Origin of the sequence: Paenisporosarcina sp. HGH0030, assembly GCF_000411295.1 — a bacterium.
Lineage (GTDB): Bacteria > Bacillota > Bacilli > Bacillales_A > Planococcaceae > Paenisporosarcina.
The window spans coordinates 747367-773840 of sequence record NZ_KE150421.1 but is presented as its reverse complement, the minus strand read 5'-3'; the positions used below and the strand labels follow the sequence as shown (position 1 = coordinate 773840).

At 39.5% G+C, this 26474-nt stretch carries 27 protein-coding genes; 25 read left to right on the top strand and 2 right to left on the bottom strand.

Translation table 11 applies throughout. From position 1 onward, the window contains the following. Positions 1 to 133: 133 nt before the first annotated feature. Positions 134 to 1324, top strand: a complete 1191-nt coding sequence (locus HMPREF1210_RS03850) for a CynX/NimT family MFS transporter (RefSeq protein ID WP_016427296.1) — start codon at positions 134 to 136, stop codon at positions 1322 to 1324. Between the two features lie 95 nt (positions 1325 to 1419). On the opposite strand, the gene msrA is transcribed toward HMPREF1210_RS03850, so the two are convergent. Next, a complete protein-coding gene (gene msrA / locus HMPREF1210_RS03845; protein WP_016427295.1) occupies positions 1420 to 1938 on the bottom strand; it encodes a peptide-methionine (S)-S-oxide reductase MsrA in 519 nt (172 codons plus the stop codon). 146 nt (positions 1939 to 2084) lie between these two features. On the opposite strand from msrA, the gene HMPREF1210_RS03840 reads away from it, so the two are divergent. The 3 genes from HMPREF1210_RS03840 (at position 2085) to HMPREF1210_RS03830 (ending at position 4786) form a co-directional block, all read left to right on the top strand. Continuing rightward, entirely contained in the window at positions 2085 to 3041 is a 957-nt protein-coding gene (locus HMPREF1210_RS03840) for an LCP family protein (protein ID WP_016427294.1), read from the top strand. Positions 3042 to 3130: 89 nt separating this feature from the next. Continuing rightward, positions 3131 to 4300, top strand: coding sequence for an AI-2E family transporter (locus HMPREF1210_RS03835; protein WP_016427293.1), 1170 nt, complete (start codon positions 3131 to 3133; stop codon positions 4298 to 4300). 69 nt (positions 4301 to 4369) lie between these two features. Then, entirely contained in the window at positions 4370 to 4786 is a 417-nt protein-coding gene (locus HMPREF1210_RS03830; RefSeq protein WP_196930496.1) for a sporulation protein, read from the top strand. A 53-nt stretch (positions 4787 to 4839) separates the two neighbouring features. On the opposite strand, the gene HMPREF1210_RS17530 is transcribed toward HMPREF1210_RS03830, so the two are convergent. Further along, a protein-coding gene (locus HMPREF1210_RS17530; RefSeq protein ID WP_147640285.1) for an IS3 family transposase occupies positions 4840 to 6185 on the bottom strand; the annotation gives its coding sequence in 2 pieces (ribosomal slippage) (positions 4840 to 5711 and positions 5711 to 6185; 1347 coding nt in all). 337 nt (positions 6186 to 6522) lie between these two features. Here HMPREF1210_RS17530 and HMPREF1210_RS03815 point away from each other — a divergent pair. The 21 genes from HMPREF1210_RS03815 to lepB all read left to right on the top strand — a co-directional run bounded on the left by HMPREF1210_RS03815 (position 6523) and on the right by lepB (position 26302). Beyond that, positions 6523 to 7365, top strand: a complete 843-nt coding sequence (locus HMPREF1210_RS03815; protein WP_016427290.1) for an aldo/keto reductase — start codon at positions 6523 to 6525, stop codon at positions 7363 to 7365. 162 nt (positions 7366 to 7527) lie between these two features. After that, entirely contained in the window at positions 7528 to 8928 is a 1401-nt protein-coding gene (locus HMPREF1210_RS03810) for a hypothetical protein (RefSeq protein ID WP_016427289.1), read from the top strand. A 132-nt stretch (positions 8929 to 9060) separates the two neighbouring features. Next, complete coding sequence (locus HMPREF1210_RS03805) at positions 9061 to 9621, top strand: SLOG family protein (protein ID WP_016427288.1); 561 nt, start codon at positions 9061 to 9063, stop codon at positions 9619 to 9621. 136 nt (positions 9622 to 9757) lie between these two features. Continuing rightward, positions 9758 to 11458 carry a M3 family oligoendopeptidase gene (locus HMPREF1210_RS03800; protein WP_016427287.1) on the top strand — a complete coding sequence of 567 codons (1701 nt, stop codon included), beginning with the start codon at positions 9758 to 9760 and terminating at the stop codon, positions 11456 to 11458. 356 nt (positions 11459 to 11814) lie between these two features. Continuing rightward, a complete protein-coding gene (locus HMPREF1210_RS03790) occupies positions 11815 to 12840 on the top strand; it encodes an NAD(P)/FAD-dependent oxidoreductase (protein WP_016427286.1) in 1026 nt (341 codons plus the stop codon). Between the two features lie 111 nt (positions 12841 to 12951). Beyond that, complete coding sequence (paaA, locus tag HMPREF1210_RS03785) at positions 12952 to 13905, top strand: 1,2-phenylacetyl-CoA epoxidase subunit PaaA (protein WP_016427285.1); 954 nt, start codon at positions 12952 to 12954, stop codon at positions 13903 to 13905. A gap of 18 nt (positions 13906 to 13923) precedes the next feature. Next, a complete protein-coding gene (paaB, locus tag HMPREF1210_RS03780; protein ID WP_016427284.1) occupies positions 13924 to 14271 on the top strand; it encodes a 1,2-phenylacetyl-CoA epoxidase subunit PaaB in 348 nt (115 codons plus the stop codon). After that, positions 14268 to 15080: a 1,2-phenylacetyl-CoA epoxidase subunit PaaC gene (gene paaC, locus HMPREF1210_RS03775; protein ID WP_016427283.1), complete on the top strand. Its 813-nt coding sequence runs from the start codon at positions 14268 to 14270 to the stop codon at positions 15078 to 15080. Before paaB ends, paaC begins: the two co-directional genes overlap by 4 nt. Before the next feature lie 24 nt (positions 15081 to 15104). Next, positions 15105 to 15605: a 1,2-phenylacetyl-CoA epoxidase subunit PaaD gene (gene paaD / locus HMPREF1210_RS03770; RefSeq protein WP_016427282.1), complete on the top strand. Its 501-nt coding sequence runs from the start codon at positions 15105 to 15107 to the stop codon at positions 15603 to 15605. Positions 15606 to 15620: 15 nt separating this feature from the next. Beyond that, positions 15621 to 15923 (top strand): EthD family reductase, encoded by a 303-nt coding sequence (locus HMPREF1210_RS03765; RefSeq protein ID WP_016427281.1) that lies wholly within the window; start codon positions 15621 to 15623, stop codon positions 15921 to 15923. Further along, positions 15923 to 16699, top strand: a complete 777-nt coding sequence (locus HMPREF1210_RS03760; RefSeq protein ID WP_016427280.1) for an enoyl-CoA hydratase — start codon at positions 15923 to 15925, stop codon at positions 16697 to 16699. Before HMPREF1210_RS03765 ends, HMPREF1210_RS03760 begins: the two co-directional genes overlap by 1 nt. Before the next feature lie 12 nt (positions 16700 to 16711). Beyond that, positions 16712 to 17485, top strand: a complete 774-nt coding sequence (locus HMPREF1210_RS03755) for an enoyl-CoA hydratase-related protein (protein WP_016427279.1) — start codon at positions 16712 to 16714, stop codon at positions 17483 to 17485. A gap of 13 nt (positions 17486 to 17498) precedes the next feature. Next, positions 17499 to 19016, top strand: a complete 1518-nt coding sequence (locus HMPREF1210_RS03750) for an aldehyde dehydrogenase (RefSeq protein WP_016427278.1) — start codon at positions 17499 to 17501, stop codon at positions 19014 to 19016. A gap of 75 nt (positions 19017 to 19091) precedes the next feature. Continuing rightward, positions 19092 to 19964: a 3-hydroxyacyl-CoA dehydrogenase gene (locus tag HMPREF1210_RS03745; protein ID WP_016427277.1), complete on the top strand. Its 873-nt coding sequence runs from the start codon at positions 19092 to 19094 to the stop codon at positions 19962 to 19964. Continuing rightward, on the top strand, positions 19961 to 21166 hold the full coding sequence (locus HMPREF1210_RS03740; RefSeq protein WP_016427276.1) for an acetyl-CoA C-acyltransferase: 1206 nt from the start codon (positions 19961 to 19963) through the stop codon (positions 21164 to 21166). Before HMPREF1210_RS03745 ends, HMPREF1210_RS03740 begins: the two co-directional genes overlap by 4 nt. 183 nt (positions 21167 to 21349) lie before the next feature. Next, positions 21350 to 22126 carry an enoyl-CoA hydratase-related protein gene (locus HMPREF1210_RS03735; RefSeq protein ID WP_016427275.1) on the top strand — a complete coding sequence of 259 codons (777 nt, stop codon included), beginning with the start codon at positions 21350 to 21352 and terminating at the stop codon, positions 22124 to 22126. Between the two features lie 105 nt (positions 22127 to 22231). Next, positions 22232 to 23092 (top strand): phenylacetic acid degradation operon negative regulatory protein PaaX, encoded by an 861-nt coding sequence (gene paaX / locus HMPREF1210_RS03730; RefSeq protein WP_036659697.1) that lies wholly within the window; start codon positions 22232 to 22234, stop codon positions 23090 to 23092. A 275-nt stretch (positions 23093 to 23367) separates the two neighbouring features. Then, complete coding sequence (locus HMPREF1210_RS03725; RefSeq protein WP_016427273.1) at positions 23368 to 23646, top strand: hypothetical protein; 279 nt, start codon at positions 23368 to 23370, stop codon at positions 23644 to 23646. Positions 23647 to 23749: 103 nt separating this feature from the next. Further along, on the top strand, positions 23750 to 24208 hold the full coding sequence (locus tag HMPREF1210_RS03720; RefSeq protein WP_016427272.1) for an N-acetyltransferase: 459 nt from the start codon (positions 23750 to 23752) through the stop codon (positions 24206 to 24208). 372 nt (positions 24209 to 24580) lie between these two features. Beyond that, on the top strand, positions 24581 to 25477 hold the full coding sequence (locus tag HMPREF1210_RS03715; protein ID WP_051123189.1) for a YitT family protein: 897 nt from the start codon (positions 24581 to 24583) through the stop codon (positions 25475 to 25477). A gap of 174 nt (positions 25478 to 25651) precedes the next feature. Continuing rightward, positions 25652 to 26302 carry a signal peptidase I gene (lepB, locus tag HMPREF1210_RS03710; RefSeq protein WP_016427270.1) on the top strand — a complete coding sequence of 217 codons (651 nt, stop codon included), beginning with the start codon at positions 25652 to 25654 and terminating at the stop codon, positions 26300 to 26302. Positions 26303 to 26474 lie beyond the last annotated feature (172 nt).

The window sequence follows — 26474 nt, the reverse complement described above, 5'->3', positions numbered from 1 at the left end:
TCATCATTTATTGTACAAATTATCAAAAGGGAACACAAGTTTGCATGCTAGATACAAAGTTTCATAGTTGTGGTCGGACGTCTGATATGATTTACTTGGTGGAGAACTATTTTAATTATAGAGGGCGGAGATTATGAATTCCCAAAAATCAATGACATCATTATTAATTGCCATCTTTTTGATTGCCTTAAATTTACGACCTGCTATTACATCAATCGGGCCATTACTGGACACAATCCGTAATGATTTAAATTTGACGAACAGTGAAGTAAGTTTGTTAACGGCGGTTCCCGTAATCTGTATGGGATTATTCGCACCATTGGCTGTTCACTGGCTGAATAAGTTCGGACAAAGAAGAGGCATTTCTTTATTAATCGTCTTAATAGGTGTGCTTACTTTATTACGTGCATGGTTAAATGACTATGTATCACTATTGGTGACTGCTTTTGTAATAGGTGTTGCCATTGCAATTATCGGACCTATTTTATCATCATTAATTAAAGAAAAATTCCCTTCTCGTACTGCTTCAGCTATAGGAATCTATTCACTAGGTATGGGTGCTGGTGCAACATTGAGTGCTGGTTTAACCGGTATATTATATGTCAAGATCGGTGAAGAATGGGAGTATGCCCTAGCTTTCTGGTCTTCGTTAGCATTGTTGGCATACTTGGTTTGGGTCGTTGCCATGAAGCCAGAAAAAGAAATCGCTGTTCCGATTGAACGAGAAAATGTGACAGCATCATTCCGTTCGCCGTGGACAAATACGAGAGCATGGCTTATTTTATTGTTTTTTGGTTTTCAAGCTTCATTGTTTTTCTCATTGACGACATGGCTTGCATCTGCAGCGAGTGAACTAGGATTTAATGTGGTTGAAGCTGGTTCAGTTATCAGTGTTTTGACAGTCGCACAAATAGTAACAAACATTTTCATCCCTTTACTACTTGAGAAATTTCCGATCCGATCATTTTGGATTTATTCCGCGCTCATTATCGGGACCATTGGAATTGTTTTGTTATTGACAGGGAATATGACACTGATTTGGCCGGCAGCGATTCTCCTTGGATTTACACTTGGTGTATTGTTCCCGCTTGCATTACTGCTACCACTCGATGAAACGACAGATGCAATAGAAGCGAACGCATGGACGGCAATGGTTCAGACAGGCGGTTTTATCATGGGAGGGCTTGTTCCTTTGGCAATCGGTATTTTATACGATTGGAGCGGAACACATCAAATGACGTTCTTTGTCTTGCTCGCTTTAATTATAGGAATGTTTATAGTCACGGTCCTTTTAAATAAAGGTCATGTTAAAGAAAGCATTTGATATTTGTGAGTTCTTGCAGAACATGCGACTAGCGCGAATGTGCGATAAGCGTGCCTAAATAAAAAAGCCTTGCAAGCGCAAGGCTAGAAATCGAATTACTTCTTCCAATTCTCTTGGATGAATTCATCACGGCCGGACATAGCGCGATCTTCTGCGTAATGATCCGGTTCTTTTTTATAGTAATCTTGATGATAGTCTTCTGCGATATAAAATGTTTCCGCAGGATGGATTGGTGTGACGATTGGTTTGGAGAAACGTCCGCTCTCAGCGAGTGCTTGTTTTGATTCATTCGCTATTTCCACTTGTTCATCGGAATGTGTGAAAATCGCTGTTTTATAAGATTCTCCGCGGTCCTGGAATTGACCTCCGTCATCCGTTGGATCAATTTGCTGCCAAAAAATTTCAAGTAATTGTTTATATGTAAAAACAGATGGGTCAAACTGAATTTGTACGACCTCAAGATGCCCTGAATCTCCTTTTTTCACGTCTTCATATGTAGGATTCTCAACATGTCCACCCATATAACCTGAAATGACGGACTCTATTCCATCCCATTGATCAAAGGGCTTGACCATACACCAAAAACAACCGCCTGCAAATGTAGCTATTTCCATTTATAAAACTCCTCTCAAACCTGCATAGACCGTATTGTAGCACTTGCATCCTCTGTGCTCAACAACTATGATTGAAGAGGAAAAAAAGCAACTTTTTTGGACTTATTTCGTTCTATTATATGAAAGATATGAAAGGGGGGAGCGTTTTGGAAGAACAAGTTCCAAATCGTCGTTCCATGAGAAGGAAAAGAAAGTTTCGTTTCGGTAGATTTTTTATGACTCTTCTATTTTTGGCTGCAATAGGAGTAGCTATATATTCATTCGTTCAATTTAAAGCTGGTCAAGAGCTGGCTTCCAATAAAGGGAAAAATGATATTGAGTTCACAGGTGATCCGATGGATGTGAAAAACCCATCCATTGAGAATGTTTTGGTTCTTGGTGTAGATACTCGGGGAGAAGAACAATCCCGTTCTGATACAATGATGCTGGTTTCGTGGAATAAAGAAACCGACGAAGTGAATGTTGTGTCGTTCATGCGAGATATTTACGCTCAAATTCCAGGATACAAATCCTATAAGCTGAATACTGCATACTACTTAGGTGACGTACAACTTGTCAAGGATACGATTTCAAGTATGTTCGGCGTGCCAATCCACCATTATGCGCTGATAGATTTTAAAAGCTTTGAATCGTTGGTTGATATTGTTGCACCAGACGGTGTCGAAATAGATGTCGAAAAAGCGATGTCCGAGAAAATTGGGGTTTCACTTGAACCTGGAGTTCAACAGTTGAATGGGAAGGAACTTTTAGGATATGCACGGTTCCGCGCAGATGCTGAAGGGGATTTCGGACGAGTTGAGAGACAGCAAAAAGTTATGGAAGCATTAAAAGATGAAATCATGAGTCCTTCCAATGCTGCTCATTACCCGAAATTTGCAGGGGCCATACATGGTTATGTCCAGTCTGATTACTCATCTACAGATGAAGTCAAACGAGTACTAAGCCTGGCGTTCAGCGGGGGAGTAGACATTAATAAAATGACCATCCCTGTGGAACATAGTTATGATTTTGGGTCTTATCCGGGTGTAGGATCTGTCATTGAAATAAATCTAGATGAAAATAAGCAGGCTTTAAGCGAATTCCTAGGAATGCGATTGCGTTGATAAATTGATTATCAGCGCAATTTTCCTGTAAAATTAGTTTTATCGTAATCATTCTTAAGATTATGAGAATTCGAAAGTGGGGACATGATATGCAACCAGAAAAAACATCCTTTTTTTCTACTAGATTCATTCAGTTTCTAGGTGGGAGGAATACACTATATTTAATGTTATTGATCTTATTATTGGGTTTGATTATATGGATCTTTGATGTCGTTTCGTTTGTTTTTTATCCCATGCAAGTGTTTTTGGCGAATGTCGTATTGCCTGTCATTTTAGCAACCATTGGGTATTACCTTTTACGTCCTTTACTGCGGCTTTTGATACGGTTGAAAATACCGAAAATCTGGGGCATTCTTATTATTTTCTTAGGGTTAATCGGCCTCATCACCTTATTAATCTTACTTGTGTTTCCGTTCCTAAAAACGCAGTTAACGAATTTGATTCAAGATTTCCCTGGATACTTCAAGGAACTTGTCATATCTATTGATGCCTTTCTTAAAACATCAATCTTTTCGAGTTACTATGCTAATCTTGAATTTGATGTAAATATAATACTGCAGCAACTACCTGAGGATATTGGAAATACCCTCCAGGATGCTGTGGGTGGAGTTGCTAGTGGGATTGGGAAAGTAATCTCCACTTTGACAGGTTTAATATTGGCGATTGTAACCGTGCCATTTATTTTGTTTTACTTGTTGAAAGACGGCGAAAAGTTACCGCAATATATTCTGAATTTATTGCCTCCACGCATGAGAGAAGATACACGTCAGGTAATGAAAGATGCAGACAAACAAATCAGTGCATATATTCAAGGACAAATTTTGATCGCGATGTGCATTGGATTTATGGTGTTCATCGGTTTCGTTATTATTGGTATGGACTATGCTTTGCTTCTAGGGGTTTTAGCCATGATTACTAGTGTAGTGCCCTATTTAGGACCGATTATTGCAATCGCACCAGCAGCTGTGATTGCTATCGTAACTTCCCCATTCATGCTGTTTAAATTGGCGATTGTGTGGACAGTCGTACAATTAGTAGAAGGGAAGTTTATTTCTCCTCAGATTATGGGTAAATCACTACATATACATCCAATTACCATTATTTTTGTTTTATTGACTGCGGGTTCATTGTTTGGAGTTCCAGGCGTAATTTTAGGGATTCCAGGGTATGCTTTACTTAAAGTATTGGTCACGCATATTTATAAGTTATTTAAGCGTAGATACAATCGACATGAAACAGAGCTTGATCATCATTATTGATAATGGACATGAGATAAGTGAATCAATTGGAATGGATGGAATGGTTTCTATGACAGGGAGGAAGACATGATGTTGAAAAAGTTTTTGTCTACAATCGGTATTGGTTCAATGAAAGTAGATACTGTTGTAGACAAACCTGAAATTGCGCACGGAGAATCACTATCAGGTAAAATTTATATTAATGGTGGTCAAAGCGAACAAGTTATTGAGTTCATTAAATTAGAAGTATTGTTGAGAAAAGAAGGGCATCGGGAAGACAGTGATTTTGATGTAACTGAAGAGTGTGTGGCGAAACACACCATTGAAATGGTAGGCTCAGTAAAATCAAAAGAAACCCGTATGGTGCCTTTTGAATTGATGCCAGATGAACGCTGGGTGTTAACAGATGATACCGCAAAAATGTATTTACGCACATCAGTACATATCATTAATGCGGTGGATGTGCAGGATGAAGATGAAATTGTTTACGGTAAAGATTTAGGTTAAGAAGTAAGCCATTCCCAACAAATGAACTGAACCAAAAAAGTTAAACATGAAAATTATGCAGATTTAAGGACCTGACTCCGGTATTTCACTGGGCTCAGGTTCTTTAATTTTGCCTTGATACGCTTGTTGTTGTAGTAATCCATAAACTCGTCCAGTTCTCTCTCAAAATGAGCGATGTCTCGAAAGTCTTGCAGATAGAGAAGTTCGGACTTCAAGATGGCAAAGAAACTCTCCATGGCTGCGTTGTCGAGACAGTTTCCCTTACGGGACATGCTCTGGGTGATGCCGTGTGCATCGAGTGTCTTGACGAATTTCGCATGTTGATAATGCCAGCCTTGATCTGAGTGGAGGATGACGTTATCCTCAGGACACAACTTTTCCAAAGCCTGATCTAACATATCACTTACGAGTTCATATACTGGGCGTGCCATGACCTTGAAAGCGATGATTTCCCCATTGCACAGATCCATGATGGGTGACAGGTAGCGTTTCTCTCCAAACAGGTGGAACTCTGTCACGTCCGTGACCCACTTCTGGTTCATTTTATCCGCACGGAAATCACGATTCAGATGATTTGGAGCGATATGACCGACATTCCCTTTGTAAGAACGGTACTTTTTCATACGGACCAGGCACTTCAGTCCCATGTCATTCATGAGACGAAGGATGGTCTTGGGATTATGTTTGAAGCCTCTGTTTTCGAGTTCTATCGTGATACGTCGATACCCGTAACGTCCCTTATGCTCGTGGTAGATCTCCGTGATGGCCTTCTTTACCAGTTCATATTTGTCTGGCGCATTCAACCGCTGTTCCCAGTAGTAATAGACACTCCGTTTGATACTGGCCACTTTAATAAGGTCGGTGACCTGGTAGAGATGCTTCAGTTCAAGGATTACTTGCGTCTTGATTTTATTTGTGACCTTTCCTGTTCTTGAACCAAAGCTTTCAACTTTTTTAGGTACGCGTTTTCCATCTCTAAAAGTTTGACCTTCTCCTTCAACTGATCAATCTCTGTTAACTCTTTCTTATCTTCTGATTTCTTTTTCATAGGAGGACGAACCTTTCTATTGGGAAACAGGGCGTCGTAACCTTCTTTTTCGAAGGCTCTTCTCCAACTTCTAATCATTGCTGGTGAGGTAATGCCATATTCGACCGCAATATCGAGAGAAGAACTTTCTGTATCCGCCATATTGTTTAGTACCTCCAGTTTAAACTCTGCAGAATACGTTGTATAGGATACATCAAAGATGTCAGGACCCCAAACCTTGTAAAGTCCAACCCACTCTCGAAGAATAACTTGTGACACACCAATTTCTTTTGAGAGAGTTGAATATCCCTCGTTGCCATCCAAGTATCGTTTAACTGCTGAAATTTTTTGTTCTTTTGTAAATTTGGCCAAAATAAACACCCCATAAAAGTTAGATTGGTGTCTAACTTTTATGGGGCAGTTCACAAACAGGGGATGGTTTTTCTTATGTGTAATAGCTGTGGAATACAAACATATTCATTGTAAGTTACTTGAGTTTAACAAGTATTGTATTATTGTTGTAAAATGCAAGTATATTACATTGTATTAATTTGCATAATGCAAGTGTATAACAAATCAGTGTTTTCAAGGAAAAGAGCGTTTATTATTCATGGAAATTATATTGGTAAGGTCAATTAATTGAAGTGTTAAATGAAAAAAGAGAGAATGGGAAAGTGTAAAATATGTAGACACTGGAGGAATAACAAAAATGAAAAATAACTTGCAAGCATGTACAACTTTACATAATGGAATCAAAATGCCTTGGTTCGGATTAGGCGTTTTTAAAGTTGAAGAAGGAACAGAGGTAATAGAAGCTGTGAAGACTGCTATCTTAAAGGGATACCGCAGCATTGATACTGCTGCAGTGTATCAAAATGAAGAAGGAGTGGGTGAAGGAATCCGTCAGGGAATGATAGAAACCGGTATTTCACGAGAAGAATTATTTATCACTTCTAAAGTGTGGAATGCAGATTTCGGATACGAAACTACTTTGGACGCTTATGAAACAAGTCTAAAAAAATTAGGCTTGGATTACTTAGATCTATACTTAATTCACTGGCCAGTAGAAGGAAAGTATAAAGATACTTGGCGAGCACTTGAAACTATCTATACTGAAAACCGTGTAAAAGCAATTGGAGTAAGTAATTTCCATATTCATCACCTAAAAGATGTAATGAAAGATGCAACAATCGTTCCGATGGTCAATCAAGTTGAATACCATCCTAAATTGAGTCAGGAAGACCTGCGTGCATTTTGCCAACAAAACAATATTCAACTTGAAGCTTGGTCACCCCTTATGCAAGGGCAATTACTTGATGATGTGAAACTTAAAGAAATTGCTGAGACACATGGAAAATCCGTGGCACAAATCATCTTGCGTTGGGATCTTCAAAATGATGTTGTGACCATTCCAAAATCAATCAATGAACATCGTATTGTTGAAAATGCATCTATATTTGACTTTGAGCTTTCGGCAGAAGAAATGGAGAAAATTTCTTCACTCAATGAAAACAAACGTGTAGGTCCAGATCCAGATAACTTTGATTTTTAATAGTACTTATCACACCGCTCACTTAATTGAGCGGTGTTTTTTGTCTCTCAAATTCTTGGGCATTCCTCACACCACTTTTCTTGCTGCACATATCCTATAGAACATCTTGAAGTAGGGATACCCTCTTCAAACAAAAGGATGCAAGAAAGGAGAAGAAATCTGATGGGTGTTGAATTAACAGCGTTGCATTGGATTTATGTCGTTTTTATCTTTTTAATCATCGGCTTTATGGTGATGAGACGTGATACAACCATTGTAAGTATCGTCGGTATTTTTCTAATTGCCATTACTGCCACTGGCTCTTTGAGTGGCTCAATCAGTAGTATTTTTAACAGCTTCATTTTCGCGATTACAGAATTATTGCCAACGATACTTGTTATCTCAATTATTGTCGCGATGAGTAAAGTTCTGACAACGACCGGAATCAATGATGTGATGATTTCACCGTTTTCGAAACTCATTAAGACCCCTGCATTGGCTTATTGGACAATCGGAATCTTAATGATGGTCATTTCATGGTTTTTCTGGCCGTCTCCAGCTGTAGCGTTGATGGGCGCTGTATTACTTCCAATCGCACTTCGTGTAGGCTTGCCTGCACTTGGGGTTGCCATGGCAATGAACTTATTCGGGCACGGAATTGCGTTATCAGGAGATTTCATTATTCAAGGAGCACCAAAATTGACCGCGGATGCTGCGGGGCTTCCAGTTGGTGATGTCATCAGTGCAAGTATTCCGCTAGTTATTGTGATGGGGCTCGTGACTACCATTACCGCGTTTTATTTCTTGAAACGAGACTTAAAATCCGGATTGTTAACAGCAACTACAGGAATATCAGCCATGCCAACAACGGAACCTACTGAACATCAATTAACGTTGTTATCCGCAGGACAAAAGCGCTTTTTTGCACTCCTGATCCCTGTCCTGTTTGCACTTGACGTGATTGCGATGTCCATTCTTGATTTACAGGGTGGCGATGCAACCGCATTGATAGGTGGTACATCTGTTTTCATCCTCTTATTCATTACAATAGTCAGCCATAAAAATAAAGGGCTTGAAAAAGCTACAAGTTACTTTATTGAAGGTTTTCAATTCGGTTTTAAAGTGTTCGGTGCAGTCATTCCGATTGCTGCATTCTTTTATCTGGGAGATGCAGGGTTCAATAAAATAATCGGTGAACTATTGCCGAAGACTTCACATGGCATCGTCAACGACCTTGGTGTAGCTCTTGCATCACTCGTTCCGTTAAGTAAAGAAGTCGGTGCAGTTACTTTGACGATTGTTGGCGCAATAACTGGCTTGGATGGCTCGGGGTTCTCGGGTATTTCTCTGGTAGGTTCTGTTGCCACTATCTTTGCTAATGCAATCGGTGCAGGTGCAGCTACTTTGACCGCTCTTGGTCAAATTGCAGCCATATGGGTTGGTGGAGGGACGTTGGTTCCATGGGCTCTTATTCCAGCGGCAGCTATCTGTGGTGTCGATCCATTTGAACTTGCGAGAAGAAACCTTCTTCCAGTGACAATCGGGTTGGTTGTTACAACAATCGTAGCCATGTTTTTAATATAATCTATGATATACGGACCCTCTGAAATTGGAGGGTCTTTATTTTTTGATAACCTGGACGTTGTTCTCCAAACTGTTGTTTCTATTAAATGCTAAAATACTATATAGATACGTTAGTGACACGGAGGTTTTCAAATGATTAAAAGATTAGTGATTACAGGTTATAAACAGCACGAGATTGGTGTTTTCGACGATAAACATCCAGGCGTAGGTTTTATAAAGAAGGCATTAGAAAATCGTCTTCTTGAACTAATTGACGATGGACTGGAATGGGTTATTGTCAGCGGGCAGTTAGGGGTCGAAACGTGGGCAGCGCAATTGGTTATTGATTTGAAGCAATCATTCCCGCATTTAAAATACGCAGTCATTACGCCTTTTCTTGAGCAAGAAAAGAACTGGAATGACAGCAAAAAAGAAATGTATCAAACGATTTGTTCAAATGCTGATTTTCAAACAAGTGTGACGAAAAAACCTTATGAAGGACCTTGGCAATTTATAGAAAAGAATAAATTCATAATACGAAATTCTGACGGTCTACTGATCATTTATGATGAGGAAAATGAAGGTTCACCAAAGTTTATGAAAGAACTGGCCATGAAATATGCAGAACGTCATGACTATCAAATCATTACAATAACAGCTGACGACTTACAGTTAGTAGCGACAGAAGAACAACAAAACCAGTGGTCAGAATAAATATACCTAACATTCTAAATAAAATAATTTTTCTTGTTGTCATAAATGAATTAATAGTAAACTATTTATGAGTAGACGTAATCAAATGATTAAAAATTCTTAGATTGCGATTTGAAAATAATAGGGGATGTTTAGGATGGTAACAAAATTTGAAGAATTTGCGTATACACGACCTGAATTCGAACAGATTGAAACGCAGTTTAATGAAGCATTAACTGAGTTTAATGACTCCGAAACTGTTGAAGTACAAAGTGAAGTAATGAAGCAAATCAATGATATCAGAAACCATGTGGGAACGATGATGAACATTGTCTACATCAGAAATTCAATTGACACGAATGACGAGTTTTACAAAGCGGAACGGGACTACTTCGATGAACTAAGTCCAAAAGTAGATGATTTAATTACAAAATATTATAAGTCACTGGTGAGCTCATCTTTCCGTAACGAGTTGGAAGAAAAGTGGGGCACTCAATTATTTGCCATTGCGGAAGCACAGATTAAATCTTTTTCTTCTGAAGTCATTCCAATGATGCAAAAAGAGAATAAACTCTCATCAGAATATCAACAATTGATTGCGTCTGCCAAAATCAATTTTGAAAATGAAGAGCGTACCTTGGCACAGATGCAGCCATTCACTGAATCTACAGACCGTGACATGAGGAAACGGGCAAAAGACGCCTACTTTAGCTTTTTCGCAGAAAACGAGCAGCAACTCGATCGGATTTTTGATGATTTGGTAAAAGTTCGAACGGAAATTGCCCGTACATTAGGATACAAAAACTTTGTGGAACTGGGCTATTATCGTATGATTCGCACAGATTATGACGCGAAAATGGTCATGAACTTCCGTGATCAGGTCAAGGATTTCATTGTTCCGTTGGCATCCAAGTTAAAAGAACGTCAGCAGGCTCGCATCGGGGTAGATGATTTCAAATACTACGATGAATCAATCAATTACAAAACCGGAAATGCCACACCAAAAGGTTCACCGGAGTGGATCATAGATGGTGGCAAAAAAATGTATGATGAATTGTCGAAGGAAACAAGTGAATTCTTTGATTTCATGATAGACAATAACTTGATGGATCTTGTCGCGAAAAAAGGGAAAGCAAGCGGTGGGTACTGTTCGTATATCGAAGATTACAAAGCACCTTTCATTTTTTCTAACTTTAACGGTACATCTGGAGATATAGATGTTCTCACACATGAAGCGGGACACGCATTCCAAGTGTATTCAAGTCGTCATTTTGAAATCCCTGAATATAATTGGCCAACATACGAAGCGTGTGAAATTCATTCTATGAGTATGGAATTTCTTACTTGGCCATGGATGGAAAACTTCTTTAAGGAGGATACGGATAAATACAAATTTTCCCATTTAAGCAGTTCGCTTGAATTCTTGCCATATGGGGTGGCTGTGGATGAATTCCAACACTTTGTTTATGAAAATCCGGAGGCATCGCCAGCTGAACGTAAAAAGGCTTGGAGTGAGCTTGAGGAAAAATATTTGCCACACCGTGATTATGACGGTAATGACTACTTAAACAGAGGTGGGTTCTGGCAACGACAAGGCCATATTTATCAAAGTCCGTTCTATTATATTGATTATACATTGGCTCAAATCTGTGCATTCCAGTTCTTCAAACGAACGTTAGAAGACCGTGAGCAAGCTTGGGCAGATTATGTACACTTATGTAAAATTGGAGGAAGTCTGTCGTTTACAGGACTTGTAAAAGAAGCCAATTTGATTTCACCATTCGAAGATGGTTGCGTTGAATCCGTAATCGGCCCAATTGAACAATGGTTAAATTCAATTGACGATAAAGCACTTTAAGGGCTGTTTAATGATGTGCGCAAATGTACGATAAGCAACCAACAACATCGATTAACAAAGCTAGAAAAGAGACAAGGCCTCGCCAAATTTGGCGGGGCTTTTTATTTTGGCTTCATTTTAATATTTTCTATTATTAACCCTATTCTTGGAACGGGGTTAGGAATTGCGATGAAAGATGAAGGAGTATTCCATTTGGAATTTTCTGAAATTATTATTGACATCTAACTCTCCCGCTATTAATCTAAAGTAAGTATTACAGAATTATAGCAAAACGTATATAAAGTGTTATATATAAAAACGAAATGTTTTTTTACTGTGCTATTAAAGAACGAACGATAATGTAGGGGGAAATGATAATGTCTCATGATCGGGAAGTGTATGACGTAACGATTATTGGGGGAGGACCCATCGGTTTATTCTCCGCCTTTTATGCTGGACTCCGTAATATGTCCTGCAAAATTATTGAAAGCCTCCCGCAACTTGGAGGGCAATTGTCTGCGTTGTATCCAGAAAAATATATTTATGATGTTGCCGGTTTTCCGAAAATATCTGCACAAAAACTTATTGATAACTTACTAGAACAAATGGGTCAATTTGAACAAACGATTTGTTTGAATCAAGAGGTGGAGGCACTTGAAAGACAAGCCGATGGCACATTTAAGCTTATAACGAGTAAGGGCATCCATTATTCAAAAACCATATTGATAACAGCAGGTAATGGAGCATTCCATCCGAAGAAACTGGATTTGGAAGATACATTGAAATTTGAAGAAAGCAATCTTCATTATTTGATCAATGATTTACAACAATTTGCCGGGAAAAAAGTACATGTTTTTGGTGGGGGAGATTCTGCAGTTGACTGGGCACTCATGCTGGAGCCAATCGCACAGAAAGTATCCATTGCTCACCGTCGCGATAAATTCCGAGCACATGAAAACACAGTGGAAAAGATGAAAAACTCCTCTGTAACAGTGCTGACTCCCTTCGTCCCTGCAGAGTTAAGTGGAGAAGACCGCATTACACAGGTTGTATTGAAAGAAGTAAAAAGCAACGAAAGAACTATCATTGATGTAGATGCTGTACTAGTCAATTATGGATTTGTATCGTCACTTGGTCCCATCAAGAACTGGGGCATGACTCTTGAGAAAAACAGCATTGTCGTAAATTCAAGAATGGAAACTGGTATTCCTGGCATTTTCGCTGCGGGAGATATTTGCACATATGAAGGCAAAGTAAAACTGATTGCTTCAGGTTTTGGAGAGGCTCCAACAGCAATTAGCAATGCAAAAGTTTATATTGATCCATCTTCAAAAGTTCAGCCACTTCATAGTACGTCAGTTATGGAAAAGGTGAATTCTAAAACTGCAGAATTGGTGAAATAATAAACATATAAAATAGGCATTCAATTCAATGTAACAAAGTAATTAATTAACGTATGTATAACGTTATGTGAAACATCAACTTCGCATATCTTAAGATAAGGAGGGTTCAATATGACAAATGTAAACACCTCGAATGAAGAAAAGCAGTATGCACATTTTATCAAACGCATTGAAGCTGGTGACAAAATTGAAGCGGATGACTGGATGCCAGAAGAATATAGACAGACACTCATAAAGCTAATTTCGATGCACGGCATGAGCGAAATTATGGGAGCTTTACCTGAAAAAGAATGGGTACCTAAAGCTCCTTCTTTGAACCGAAAACTCGGAATTATGGCTAAGGTACAGGACGAGATGGGGCATGGGCAGCTTCTGCTTCGTGTAACGGAGGACTTACTGGCACCATATAACAAAACCCGTGCAGACTTAATGCAGGATCTATTTAATGGAGATTTGAAGTTTCATAATGTTTTTCATATGGAAACGAAAACGTGGGCAGATGCAGGGATTATTGGATGGCTAGTTGACGGTGCCGCGATTATTACCCAAACAGATATGCTTAAAGCTTCATATGGTCCGTACGCAAGAGCACTGCAACGAATCTGTGCAGAAGAAGTATTCCATGCTCAACATGGTGAATCCATCATCTTAGCGTTAGCTGAAGGAACAGATGAACAGAAAGCGATGGTTCAGGAGGCCCTTAATCGTTGGTGGGAACCACTTCTTATGTTCTTCGGGCCCGCTAGTAAGGAAACGACCGGTTCATCCAAACAAGATTTAACAATTAAATATAAAATCCGGACGAAAACAAATGAAGAATTCAGGCAAATCTTTTTTGATAAATATATGCCACGAATACTTTCACTGGGATTGACCATACCGGATCCGACCTTCCATTTCGATAAAGATAGCAATTTATGGTCCTATCAGCAGCCGGATTGGAATGAATTTAAGAAAATCATAAAAAATCAGGGGCAACGTTCGGAAGCACGACTAAATTTACGTCGACATTCTTATGAATATAATTCATGGGTACGGGATGCACTCAGTGCGAATATAAGTTAGTGAAAGGAGTCAGGTGAAGTGGGAGAAGAGAAAACATTTTATCAGGAATATGAAATTTTTAGCAAACGAACACCGAGCTCAGCTTTCCAGCACCAATTCAGTTTACTGGCTCCGAATGAAGATATGGCGCTAATTTTAGCGCAGGAAAACTTTATGCGACGTGAGCCTGTTGCTGACATTTGGATCATCAACCGTAAGCACATTAAACGAATGAATGCTGAAGAAAAATTGACACTTAACCGCCTAGAAAACAAAGAGTACCGCACGACCAAAGGGTATGGTTACTTGAAAAAGAAATGGCGTCAATATGAACAGGAAATGCTGGATGAAAAAGAAATCTTGTCATGGGGAGGCGATAGAAAATGAACAATGCTGACTCAGTGATGAGCCCGGAATATACAGGAGCGGTAAAAAGTTTGTTATTCCAGTTGGCTGATGATGACTTTTTATACTCGTTTCGTGGATCGGAATGGTTAGGACTTGCTCCTCATATTGAAGCGGACATCGCTTATTCTTCAATCAGCCAGGATACGATGGGGCATGCGGCAATGTATTACTCACTTCTTGAAAATCTGGGTGCAGGAAAAGCGGATGATCTGGCTCATTTTCGCCTAGCATCGGATAGAAAAAACAGTATTTTAACAGAACGCGTGAACGGGCAAGGATATTATTTGGAAACTCCCCATTATGATTGGGCATATGCGGTTGCACGAAGTTATTTATATACACAAGCAAAAAAAGTGAAAATCGACTCTTTATGCGAAAGCTCCTACCAACCTCTTGCGGAAGTAGCTGTAAAAGTGAGAATGGAACTTTATTATCACCGCCTGCACTGGGATACGTGGTTCAAGCAATTGATGAATTCTACAGATGTAGCAAAAAAGAAAATGAACAATGCTATCACCCGTGTGATGGATGATTTCGGAGATGTTTTCTCTTACGGCGATCAAAAACAAGCGATCGAATCTAGTGGGCTTATCGGAAGTGAGGAAGAATTGAAACAAAAATGGCAAATAAGCATCGAACCAATGATGCTAGCGGTGCACATGCAAATGTTGAAAATTCCTGATCATCCAGTAAAAAACGGACGAAATGGACAACACACAAAAGATCTGGAGGAGGCTCTAACGACTCTTTCAGAAGTTTACAAGCTCGATACAGCCGCCGTCTGGTAAAAGATCGGGAAAGGAGGAGGCAACATGACTGTATTTACAGAAGTGTCGGTTGAGCGGATTTATGAAGCTCTGCTGAACGTGAAAGATCCAGAAATAGACACGGTCAGCATCTTTGATCTCGGTATGATCGGTGAAGTTACAACGGATGGAAATCATGTGAAAGTTGTTCTTCTACCAACCTTTTTAGGTTGTCCCGCACTAGAAATTATCAAGAAAAATACCATAAGTGCTATAAAAGAATTACTAGATGTCGGTGAAGTTGAAGTGGAATTCGCATTACATCCACCATGGACATCAGATCGTATTACAGAAAAAGGACATAAGAATTTAAGGGCGTTTGGAATTGCACCACCTCCGCGTCATTTTAAAGAAGATGGAAGTTGGCATGTTGATTGCGCCTATTGCGGGTCCACCTACGTGACAATGGACAATATCTTTGGACCAACCGCATGTCGAAGTATTCTATATTGCAAGAGTTGCAAAAACGTATTTGAGGCCATGAAACCGGTCTCTACCAACATGTAAAGTGAGGAGAAAATAATGGCTAAATTAATCGCATTATACAAACACCCTGAAAACAAAGAGGCTTTCGATGATCATTACTTCAATGTCCATGGACCGCTGACAGCAAAAATTCCTGGTCTGCGCGAAATGAAAGTGACCAAATTCTCTGGTTCTCCAATGGGAGGAGAAAGCAAATATTACCTTATGTGCGAGATGATTTACGATGATATGGAATCAATGCAACATGGTATGCGTTCTGCTGAAGGTAAAGCTTCCGGTAAAGACCTAATGGGGTTTGCAGGGAATCTAGTTACATTGATGATTGGTGAAGATGCGTAATGAACGCGTTTGAATTCATTGAAACTTCCATTGAAGGAAACGTGGCGTTAATCGAGCTGAACCGCCCGCGTCAGTTGAATTCCTTGAACCGGAAAATGGTAAGGGAACTGGTCGAGGCGATGGAAGGTTTTGATCGAGATGACCAGGTGCGCGTGATGGTGTTGGCTGGTAAGGGCCGAGCTTTCTCGGCAGGAGCGGACATCGACGAAATGACGAATGATGATTCAATCAGTCTGGAACTGCTGAATCAATTTGCCGATTGGGATCGGTTGGCGCTCATTAAGAAGCCGATTATTGGTGCAGTAAAAGGATTTGTTTTCGGCGGAGGATTTGAGCTTGCACTATGTTGTGACGTTCTAATTACAGCCAGTGGAACAGAGTTCTCATTCCCTGAAGTAGGTCTTGGTGTCATGCCCGGAGCAGGTGGAACACAGCGCTTGACGAAACTTGCCGGACGGACAAAAGCTTTAGAGTGGCTATGGACGGGCGAGCGTATTTCAGCGAATAAAGCTTTAAAATATGGAGTCGTCAATAAAATTGTGGCACCAGAACTACTGATGGAGGAGTGTATGAAGTTCGCAAACAAACTTGCCAAGCAACCGCCTCTATCCTTACGTCTTATCAAAGATTCTGTAAACAAGGCAGTTGATTCTTCCTTATTTGAAGGCATGCAGTATGAACGGAAAAACTTCTATTTGCTGTTCTCGACTCAGGACCAAAAAGAAGGTATGAATGCATTTGTTGAAAAGAGAAAACCGGATTATAAAGGGAAGTAAGGAGTGTGTTGAATGTTTGAGACGATCCGTTACGACGTCAAAGACGGTATTGCATGGCTCTATTTAAATAGACCGGACAGTTTGAACGCATTTGTCGCTCAAATGAACCGAGAAGTGAAAGACGCAATCAAAACTGCCTCTAACGATGAACAAGTTCGCTGCATTGTTATTTCAGGAGAAGGAAGGGCATTTTGTTCTGGACAGGATTTGTCTGAAGTCGATGAAAAGATGGATCACGGTCAAGTCTTGCGTGACCATTATGGTCCGATGATGAAGCAAATCAGGCAGTGTGAAAAACCAATTATTGCAGCTGTAAATGGAGTTGCGGCGGGAGCTGGCTTTAGTTTAGCACTTGCTTGTGATTTCAGGCTTGTCTCAGAGCGCGCAAGTTTTATTAATGCGTTTATCCATGTCGGTCTCATTCCCGATTCAGGGAATCTCTATTATTTAACACGCCTGGTGGGTGAAGCGAAGGCTATAGAACTTTCAATATTGGGTGAAAAACTGAAAGCAGAAGATGCATTTAATATGGGACTGGCAACACAACTTATCTCATCGGAAAGCTGGGAAGAAGACGTAACTGCTTTTGCAAAACGCATTGCCTCTTTACCGACGAAAGCAGTCGGATTGATTAAACGGTATTTGAAAGCGGTTCCAGAACTTTCGTTTGAAGATTACCTTGAACATGAAGCTCAAGGGCAACGGATAGCAGGACTTACAAAAGATCACCGTGAAGGTGTCAATGCATTTATGGAAAAACGAAAACCTGTCTTTTCAGGACAATAGGGGGAGTAATGACATGGCAACGATCAAAGAAAATCAGCTTGAGAAAGAATCAATGAAACGTGATTTTTATCATTTAATTATTAATGGTGAAAAAGTGAACAGTAGCAATGGTGAAACGATTAAAACTTTCAATCCGGCTACTGGTGAATTGATTGCGGAAGTGGCAAAAGCTTCTAAAGAAGATGCTGAAAAAGCAGTTGAAGCGGCACGTAATTCTTTTGACCATGGAAAGTGGAAGCTCTACCCGATTGGGCGCCGTGCGCAGGTATTGAATAAAATTGCAGGAATCATGCGCTCTCGTTTCAATGAGCTGGTGGAATTGGAAATGCTTGATACTGGTAAATCGCTTCATGCAGCACAAGGGCAAGTGTCTCAAGCCATCGAAGATTTTGAGTTTTACGCAGGCGCAATCGTTGGGCATCGCGGCACAGTAAATAACGTACCGGGTCAATTCCACAACTATACGGAGAAAGAGCCCGTTGGAGTTTGCGCTCAAATCATTCCATGGAACTATCCGCTAATGATGGCAGCATGGAAAATCGCACCTGCAATAGCTGTAGGATGTTCAGTAATTGTCAAACCGGCATCTCTTACTCCACTTACTGCAATTATCCTTGGAGAAATCTGTCTCGAAGCAGGGGTTCCTGCAGGCGTAGTGAACGTGATTCCAGGTTCGGGAGCGGAAGTCGGAAACTTCTTAGTGGAGCATCCACGAGTAAATAAAGTTGCGTTTACAGGTTCTACACCAATCGGGAAAGACATTATGGGTAGAGCTTCTGAAACGTTAAAACGCGTGACATTGGAGCTTGGCGGTAAATCTCCAAGTCTAGTATTTGAAGATGCAGATATTGATGCTGCGGTTGATGGTTCATTATTTGGCATTTTCTATAATTCGGGCCAATCATGTGAGGCACGTTCTCGTTTATACGTCCATGAAGACATTTACGATGAATTCATGAACAAGTTTGTAGAAAAAGCGAAGAAATTACAGATGGGCAATCCGTTTGATAAAGGTACACACGTAGGAGCAATTATTGATCAAGCACAACTTGAAACAATTGATGGCTATGTTCAATCCGCTAAAAAAGAAGGAGCGGCAATCCTTGTCGGAGGAAATGTCGCGAAACCAGAAGGCTATGAAAATGGTTTCTGGTATGAGCCGACAATCATCGCAAACGTAAATCACGACATGAAGGCTGTAACAGATGAAATCTTCGGACCAGTTGTCGTTGTGATGAAATTCAAAGATGAAAAAGAAGCGATCCGCCTAGCAAACGATACTGAGTTCGGATTAGGTTCGGCTGTCTGGTCTAAAGACGGAGCACGTGCTACTCGCGTTGCCAATCAGATTCAAGCTGGAATCGTTATGGTCAACTGTCCGTTCTCTGCCTTCCCTGGAACGCCTTTTGGTGGCTATAAACAATCTGGATTTGGGCGCGAACTATGCATAGAAACATTGGACCTTTATACAGAAACGAAAAGTATTTTATCGTACTATGGTAGCCGTCCTTTAAATCCGTTCGGTCTATAAAATCTTTTAAATGACGGACAGGGAGTTATCCAACCCCCTGTCCGTATTCTTTCACCTCAAAAGGAGGAATATCTCGTGATTAATCGTATTGTTGTCGTCGGTTCAGGTTTGATGGGCAGAGGAATTGCTTATGTTGGCGCAGTTGGTGGTTTTGACCTAACTGTAGTCGACATACATGAACATGCATTGGAAAATGCAAAAAAGGAAATTGAACGGATGTTTGAAAAAGGGATAGCGCTTGGAAAAATAACTTCTGATCATGCTTCAAATGCATTGCGGAACTTAAGTTTTCAACCTGACTTATCCGAAGCTGCACGAGAAGCAGATTTGATTATTGAAGCGGTTCCTGAAGAGATAGCTATAAAAAAACGAGTGTTTGAAACAATGGAAGAACACGCACCTGCTCATTGTTATTTCGCGACGAATACGTCAACGATGAGTCCGACAGAAATTGCTTCATTTGCAAAACGACCTGATAAAACGATAGCGATGCATTTTTTCAATCCTGTACATAAAATGCCGCTTGTTGAAATTGTCCGTGGCTTGGAAACGAGTGATGAAACTGCCAAAACAATCAAAGAAGTTGCAGAAAAGATGGGCAAAGAAACGGTTGTTATCAATGAATTCCCGGGATTTGTTACTAGTAGGATTAGTGCCCTCGTTGGTAACGAAGCCTTCTACATGCTTCAGGAAGGACTTGGCACACCTGAAGAAATTGATAAAGCAATTAAGCTCGGCTTAAATTATCCAATGGGTCCATTCGAACTTGTAGATTTGGTGGGACTCGACACTCGCCTAAACAACTTAAACTATTTACATGCAAAGCTCGGGGAGAAATACCGCCCGGCACCGCTCCTTGAACAATATGTAAAAGCGGGACGTCTCGGACGAAAAACCGGCAAAGGTGTATACGACTATACAATAGAAGAAGAGTGGGTCAAGAAATGAGAGAAGTGGTCATCGTAGACGCAGTAAGAACCCCTATTGGAAGATATAACGGTGCATTAAAAGATGTGCGACCTGATGACTTGGGAGCAGTCGTGATCAAGGCATTGATTGAGCGTAATCCAGGTCTGATAACTTCACAAATTGAAGAAGTTGTTTTAGGGAATGCCAATCAGGCAGGAGAAGATAACCGCAATGTTGCACGTATGTCTGCATTATTAGCAGGACTTCCGGTTGAAGTGGCAGGCACCACGATAAATCGTCTGTGCGGTTCAGGTCTTGACGCTGTTATGTATGCGGCGAGAGCCATTGCAGTCGGAGATGGAGATGTTTACATCGCTGGTGGTACTGAAAGCATGACGCGCGCACCACTGGTCATGGCAAAACCAACTCAAGCATTCCCCAGAGGCAATATGGAATTGCAGGATACTACAATTGGTTGGCGCTTTACCAATAGTAAGTTAAAAGAGATGTACGGAACGGACTCGATGCCCGAGACTGCGGAAAATGTAGCACAGCGATTCAAAATTACACGAGCGAGTCAGGATCAATTTGCTTTTGAAAGCCAGCAACGAGCTAAAAAAGCATTGGAAGAAAACCGTTTTGCTGATGAAATTGTTCCGGTTGTTTATGTGGACCGAAAAGGAAATAACGTAGTGGTGAAGCAGGATGAGCATCCTCGTCCGGATACTACTTTTGAGAAACTCAGTCAGCTGAAACCGATTTTTAAAGATGGTACGGTTACGGCAGGGAACGCTTCAGGGGTGAATGACGGTGCGTCTGCTTTGTTGCTGATGAGTGCAGAAAAAGCGAAAGAATTGAACTTAATACCTCTGGCGAAATACGTGGCCGGTGCTACAGCTGGCCTCGAACCAAATGTGATGGGGCTAGGTCCTATTTACGCGACGAGAAAAGTATTGGAACGAACCGGTCTGACTGCAAATGATATTGGATTGGTTGAATTAAATGAAGCTTTTGCCTCACAGTCGCTAGAGTGTATAAAGCAATTAGAGCTGGACGATAAAAAAGTGAATGTTAATGGTGGTGCGATTGCTTTTGGTCACCCTCTTGGTGCCAGTGGCGCAAGAATATTAACCACACTTTTATATGAAATGAAAAGAGAGAACGTTCAATATGGCCTGGCTACGATGTGTATCGGAGTCGGTCAGGGAATCGCAACAATTATCGAGAATATATCGGAATAAGTTCAAATGTCCAAATAAGGCTGCCCCTCAGTTATAAAAATGGCAACATATCACAGAGAAAACGGGGTATTCACCAGCATTTACTTATAATGCTAATAGTTCTGTAACGATTTCCGAGATTGAATAAAGCAAGACTTGAATGATTTAAAACTGCTGCACTTATTATTTGGAGGGAGGAGCAGTATGTCAACTGTTCTATATAGAAAAGAAAACCATATCGGGTATGTGACCATTAATAGAGAACAAGCTTTGAACTGCTTTAATTTCGAAACGCTTCAGGAACTGCAATCGGTGACAGATTCAATCTCTCTTGATCCAGATGTTCGTGTTGTTATTTTCACTGGAGCTGGGGATAAAGCATTCAGTGCCGGAGCCGATTTAAAAGAACGCAAGACGCTGACTGAAACCGAAGTTCGAAGAAATGTGAGAGCTATTAGAGATGTATTTAATAGCATCGCAAATCTTCCTCAGCCCACGATTGCTGCCGTAAATGGCTATGCTTTTGGTGGGGGTTTTGAATTGATGATTGCCTGTGATTTTTCAATTGCAGCAAAAGATGTTCAGATGGGATTAACCGAAACAAGCTGGGCCATCATCCCAGGTGCTGGGGGTACTCAACGACTTCCAAGACTTGTAGGAGAAATGAAAGCAAAAGAACTGATTTTCACGGCTAGAAAGTTCACAGCTGAGGAAGGTGTCGAACTTGGCATCGTATTAAAAGTCGTAGAGAAAAAACAGTTGCTAGAAACATGCGAGCAGTTCGCTTTAAATATGATGAAAAATGGTCCTGTTGCGATTAAACAGGCAAAGTACGCTATTTCAACTGGAATGAATACAGACTTGCAGACAGGGTTAGCTATTGAGTCGAAAGCTTATGAGTTGGTGATTCCGACTACTGATCGTATAGAAGCTTTAAACGCATTTAGTGAAAAACGTCGTCCAATATTCACTGGGATTTAATGTTCATTTTAGTAATATAACGATATAATGAAAAATGGAATAAATCTTGATATATGTTGAATAGCAAAAAAGAAAGAGTGAAATGAATTGGCAAACACACAATCCATGATTTTTACAATTTATGGTGATTACATTCGGCATTACGGAAACAAAATATGGATTGGTAGTTTAATTCGCCTGTTAAAAGAATTTGGACATAATGAACAATCCGTGCGCGTAGCGGTTTCCAGAATGATGAAGCAAGGATGGATTGAGTCTGAAAAAAAAGGCAATAAGAGTTATTATTTCTTGACCCCACGTGGTGAAGCCCGTATGGAAGAAGCGGCAGTCCGCATATTCAAATTAACACCAGACGAGTGGGATGGGAAATGGCGTATGCTGATGTATACGATTCCTGAAGAAAAGAGACAGATTCGCGATGAACTTCGTAAAGAACTGTTATGGAGCGGGTTTGGCAGCTTTTCAAACGGTTGCTGGATTTCACCGAACAATCTTGAAAAAGAAGTGAATCTTCTAATTGAAAAGTATGAGATTCAAGATTATGCAGATTTCTTCGTGTCCTCATATAAAGGACCGCAAGCAGATCGATCACTTGTCGAAAAAAGCTGGCCCCTTCAAGAGATAGAAATGAAATATCAGGAATTCATTTCGACCTACAGCAAACAGTTCATCGTCCATCAAAGCATGATGAGCAAAGGCCAGATGTCGGATGCCGAATGTTTTGTGGAACGCACGAAGCTTGTTCATGAATACCGAAAATTTCTCTTCGCAGATCCTGGACTTCCGAAAGAGTTGCTTCCGGAAATATGGAATGGTCATCATGCGGCACTGTTGTTCGAACAATACTATAAATTGCTTGCTCAATCAGCAAGTCAATTCTTTGAAGAGGTATTCCAAGAAGACAATGATATGCGGTGGAAAGACAAATCATATGATGCGGATGACCATCCTTTAATGAGTGAGTGAGTCAAAAGGAATTTTTAATTAACAAATTAGAAACATCGCTGACCAATGAAACCATTCATCTCAAACAATAAATATGTGATAAAGATCACCAACAAATTATAAATTGATTTGTTGGTCATTTTTTATTTATATGAAAACGAAATAATAGCCGTTGTGTGGGGCTTGATTAGTTGAAGAATATAAAAACATGATAACTAATCAACTATGTAGAATGTTCATGTAAAACCAAAATTAGGTTTCTAAAATACAATTTAAAAATTAATGGGGGTTACATATTGAACGAGAAAACGACGAGATTATTTTTAACAGGGGCAATTGTAGTTTTAAGTATTTCCATTCTTTATTCGTCGTTTCAAATTTCAGGAGCAATAAGAGATACTTCAACCAATGGAACAACTAAGGATGAAGAGCAAAACAGATATGAATTAATTTCACCAAACGACAGCAATATTATTATTTTTGATAAACAAAGTGGAGAATATTGGAGAAAATTTATTGAAACTAACGAAGGACCTACCGAATGGGAAATACAGACATCTCCACTCGTTAAATAATCAATTTAATTCAGTGAGCTGCGTAGTCAGCTCTTTTTCTAATCCAACTTACTAACATAAAACAACATATAGAGCAGTTAACAAAACTGAAGGAGATTTTGTAATGAACCATCATAAATTGATAATTACTCAGTACAACGCCAAATATGCTGAACAAACAGTGGATATGTGGCGAGATAGTAAGGAACAGGCTATTGGTCAGAAAGAAATTCACAGCTTTGAAAATCACGTATATTTTTTAAATCATATATTACCTGAACAGTTTCAAATAGATTTAGCGTTAATTGATGAAAAAGTAGTTGGAATGATTGTCTATAATGAAATGGAAATAAGCCAATTATATATTCATATAGATTACCAAGGAATTGGTATAGGTCATTCATTACTAGATAAAGTAAAAGCACAATCAAGTGGGAGATTAACATTATACACATTTGAAGTAAATGAAAATGCACAACGATTTTACGAAAAACATGGATTTGAAATCATCGGTAGAGGACATGAAAATGAAGAGAATTTACCTGATATTCAATATGAATGGATATCTAAAAAAATGCTGTAATCGGTTCCCCTTTTAGGGGGGGTCTTATGGTCGTCGTACAGTTCTCACCTAAATAATGCTAGGTGGATACCTTGTCGTTTCGGAGGACCGAGCAAATAATGTCGACGCTGTAACTGAAGAAGAATTTAAACATAATTACGAGGAATTTAATACGAAAACACAATTGTTTTAAAGTTCGGAGGGACTCACCCTTATATAACTCCCATGAAAATAATAATCTAAATGATGACGATAATAATGGATGATTGAAAGCTTGAATCAGGTGTTATTAAGGTGAAAAAACGGTTCTTTACTTTATTGGTATGTTAAAATAAATAAAACAAGGTAAAAAATATGTTATCAATCCATGTAATTTATGTTAGGGGAAATTTGATGAAAGAGACATTAAACGAGAAAATTAATAAGAAAACAATCGCAAAGCAAAAAAATCTTAAAATTATTTTGCGAGCACTATTGGTCATTATTGGGGGCTTTATTACTGCATATGGACTAGAAGCGGTATTAATCCCGAACAATGTCTCAGATGGTGGTGTGACAGGCCTAAGTATTGTTGGGTCAGAATTGTTCGATTTGCCTTTAGGAGCACTTATTGCAATACTTAATCTCCCGTTCGTATTTTTAGGTTATAAGCAAATCGGTAAGCGTTTTGCTATATACTCAGTAATCGGGATAGCATCCTTAGCAGTTGGCACGATCCTTATGCACGGAGTATCAACCATCATTCATGGCGATACTTTGTTAGTAACCGTTGTCGGCGGTATTATAATAGGTTTCGGTATGGGTTTAGCATTACGAAATGGTGGCGCCTTAGATGGAATTGATATGTTAGCCGTATTACTATCTAGAAAATTACCTTTTGGAACAAGCGATCTTATCTTATTTTTAAACGTCTTTGTCTTTATTGTTGTTTCGTTAGTTTTCGGTTTTCAAGGGGCTATCTTATCGGCAATCGCTTACTTTATTGCTTCTAAAGTTATTCACATTGTTGAAGAAGGTTTAAGTGGTTCTAAAACCTTTAAAATTATTACGAATCAACCCGAAATCATGGTAGAGACAATTCGTGACCGCTTAGGCCGTGGAGCCACATATAGCATTGTTGAAGGCGGCTACTCAAATGAGCAATTTAAAGAAATCACTTGTGTAATTAATCGCTTGGAAGAAAGTAAAATGAAAGAAATCATACAGGAAATTGACGTCAATGCATTTGTAACGATATATGAAGTGGTGGAAGTTAGTGGCGGTAGGTTCAAAAAGAAAGATATTCATTAATCTTCTTTGAATCACTGACAAAGTGTATTCTTGGGAAGATATTATATATAAACGTTAAGACAGACGCTGATTAAATTCCAGCGTTTTTTTATGTTTATTGTTCACAGAATATTCTTTAATTTTAATTATCAAATGGATATTTTTGGTATAATATAAATGAAGGAGATGGCTGAGTTGAAAAAGTATTTACTGATTGGTGTGGCAGTATTATTGACTGCGTGTTCACAAGAGGTTACTTCGAATGAAATGCAAACGATTACAGACAAAGGCACAAAACCAGAAGTCGAATTGGTAGAACCTCTTGAAAATTCATTATTATTGGAATGGGATTACGACAATATGGATAGAGGTGACCACGATTATGAAACATTGGCTCATCCCCGTTTAGTCGTTGATCCTGATGACAAGGAAATTAAACGCGGAGATGTTATTTACTTCAAATCACCCGACTTCACTATAGAAAGCAATCCCGACTTCAATATGCCTGAGTATTACATTTCAAGAGTAGTTGGGCTAGAGGGCGAAACCGTAGAGATTAAGAACGGTCAAGTATTTATTGATGGCAAGAAACTAGATACTTTTTATTCTAAAGCGTTGAGTAGAGGTCAGAATGAAGAAGAATTTTTCAAAGAATCCGACCCTGCTAATAGAAGTGACGATGAATCTTGGAAAGAATACTTTGCAACAACTATGGAGCCTGTAAAAGTTGAAGCGAACACTGTATTTGTCTTGGGAGATAACTGGTGGAGAAGTACCGATAGTAAAGATTTTGGAGTATTGCCGATTGAAAATGTGAAAGGAAAGGTTTTAGGTTATAAGAAGTGATATGTGGAATAAAATATGTATTTTTGAAGAAAAAGTATTGAAACCTTACTGTCTAATTAAAGGGGGATAATTAGATGAAGAAAACAGGGTTCTATTGAGATGATACACCCCTCAATAGAACCCGTTAGAAAAATTAGGTGCAGATTGCTGATCATTTTTAATGTGAAGCGGA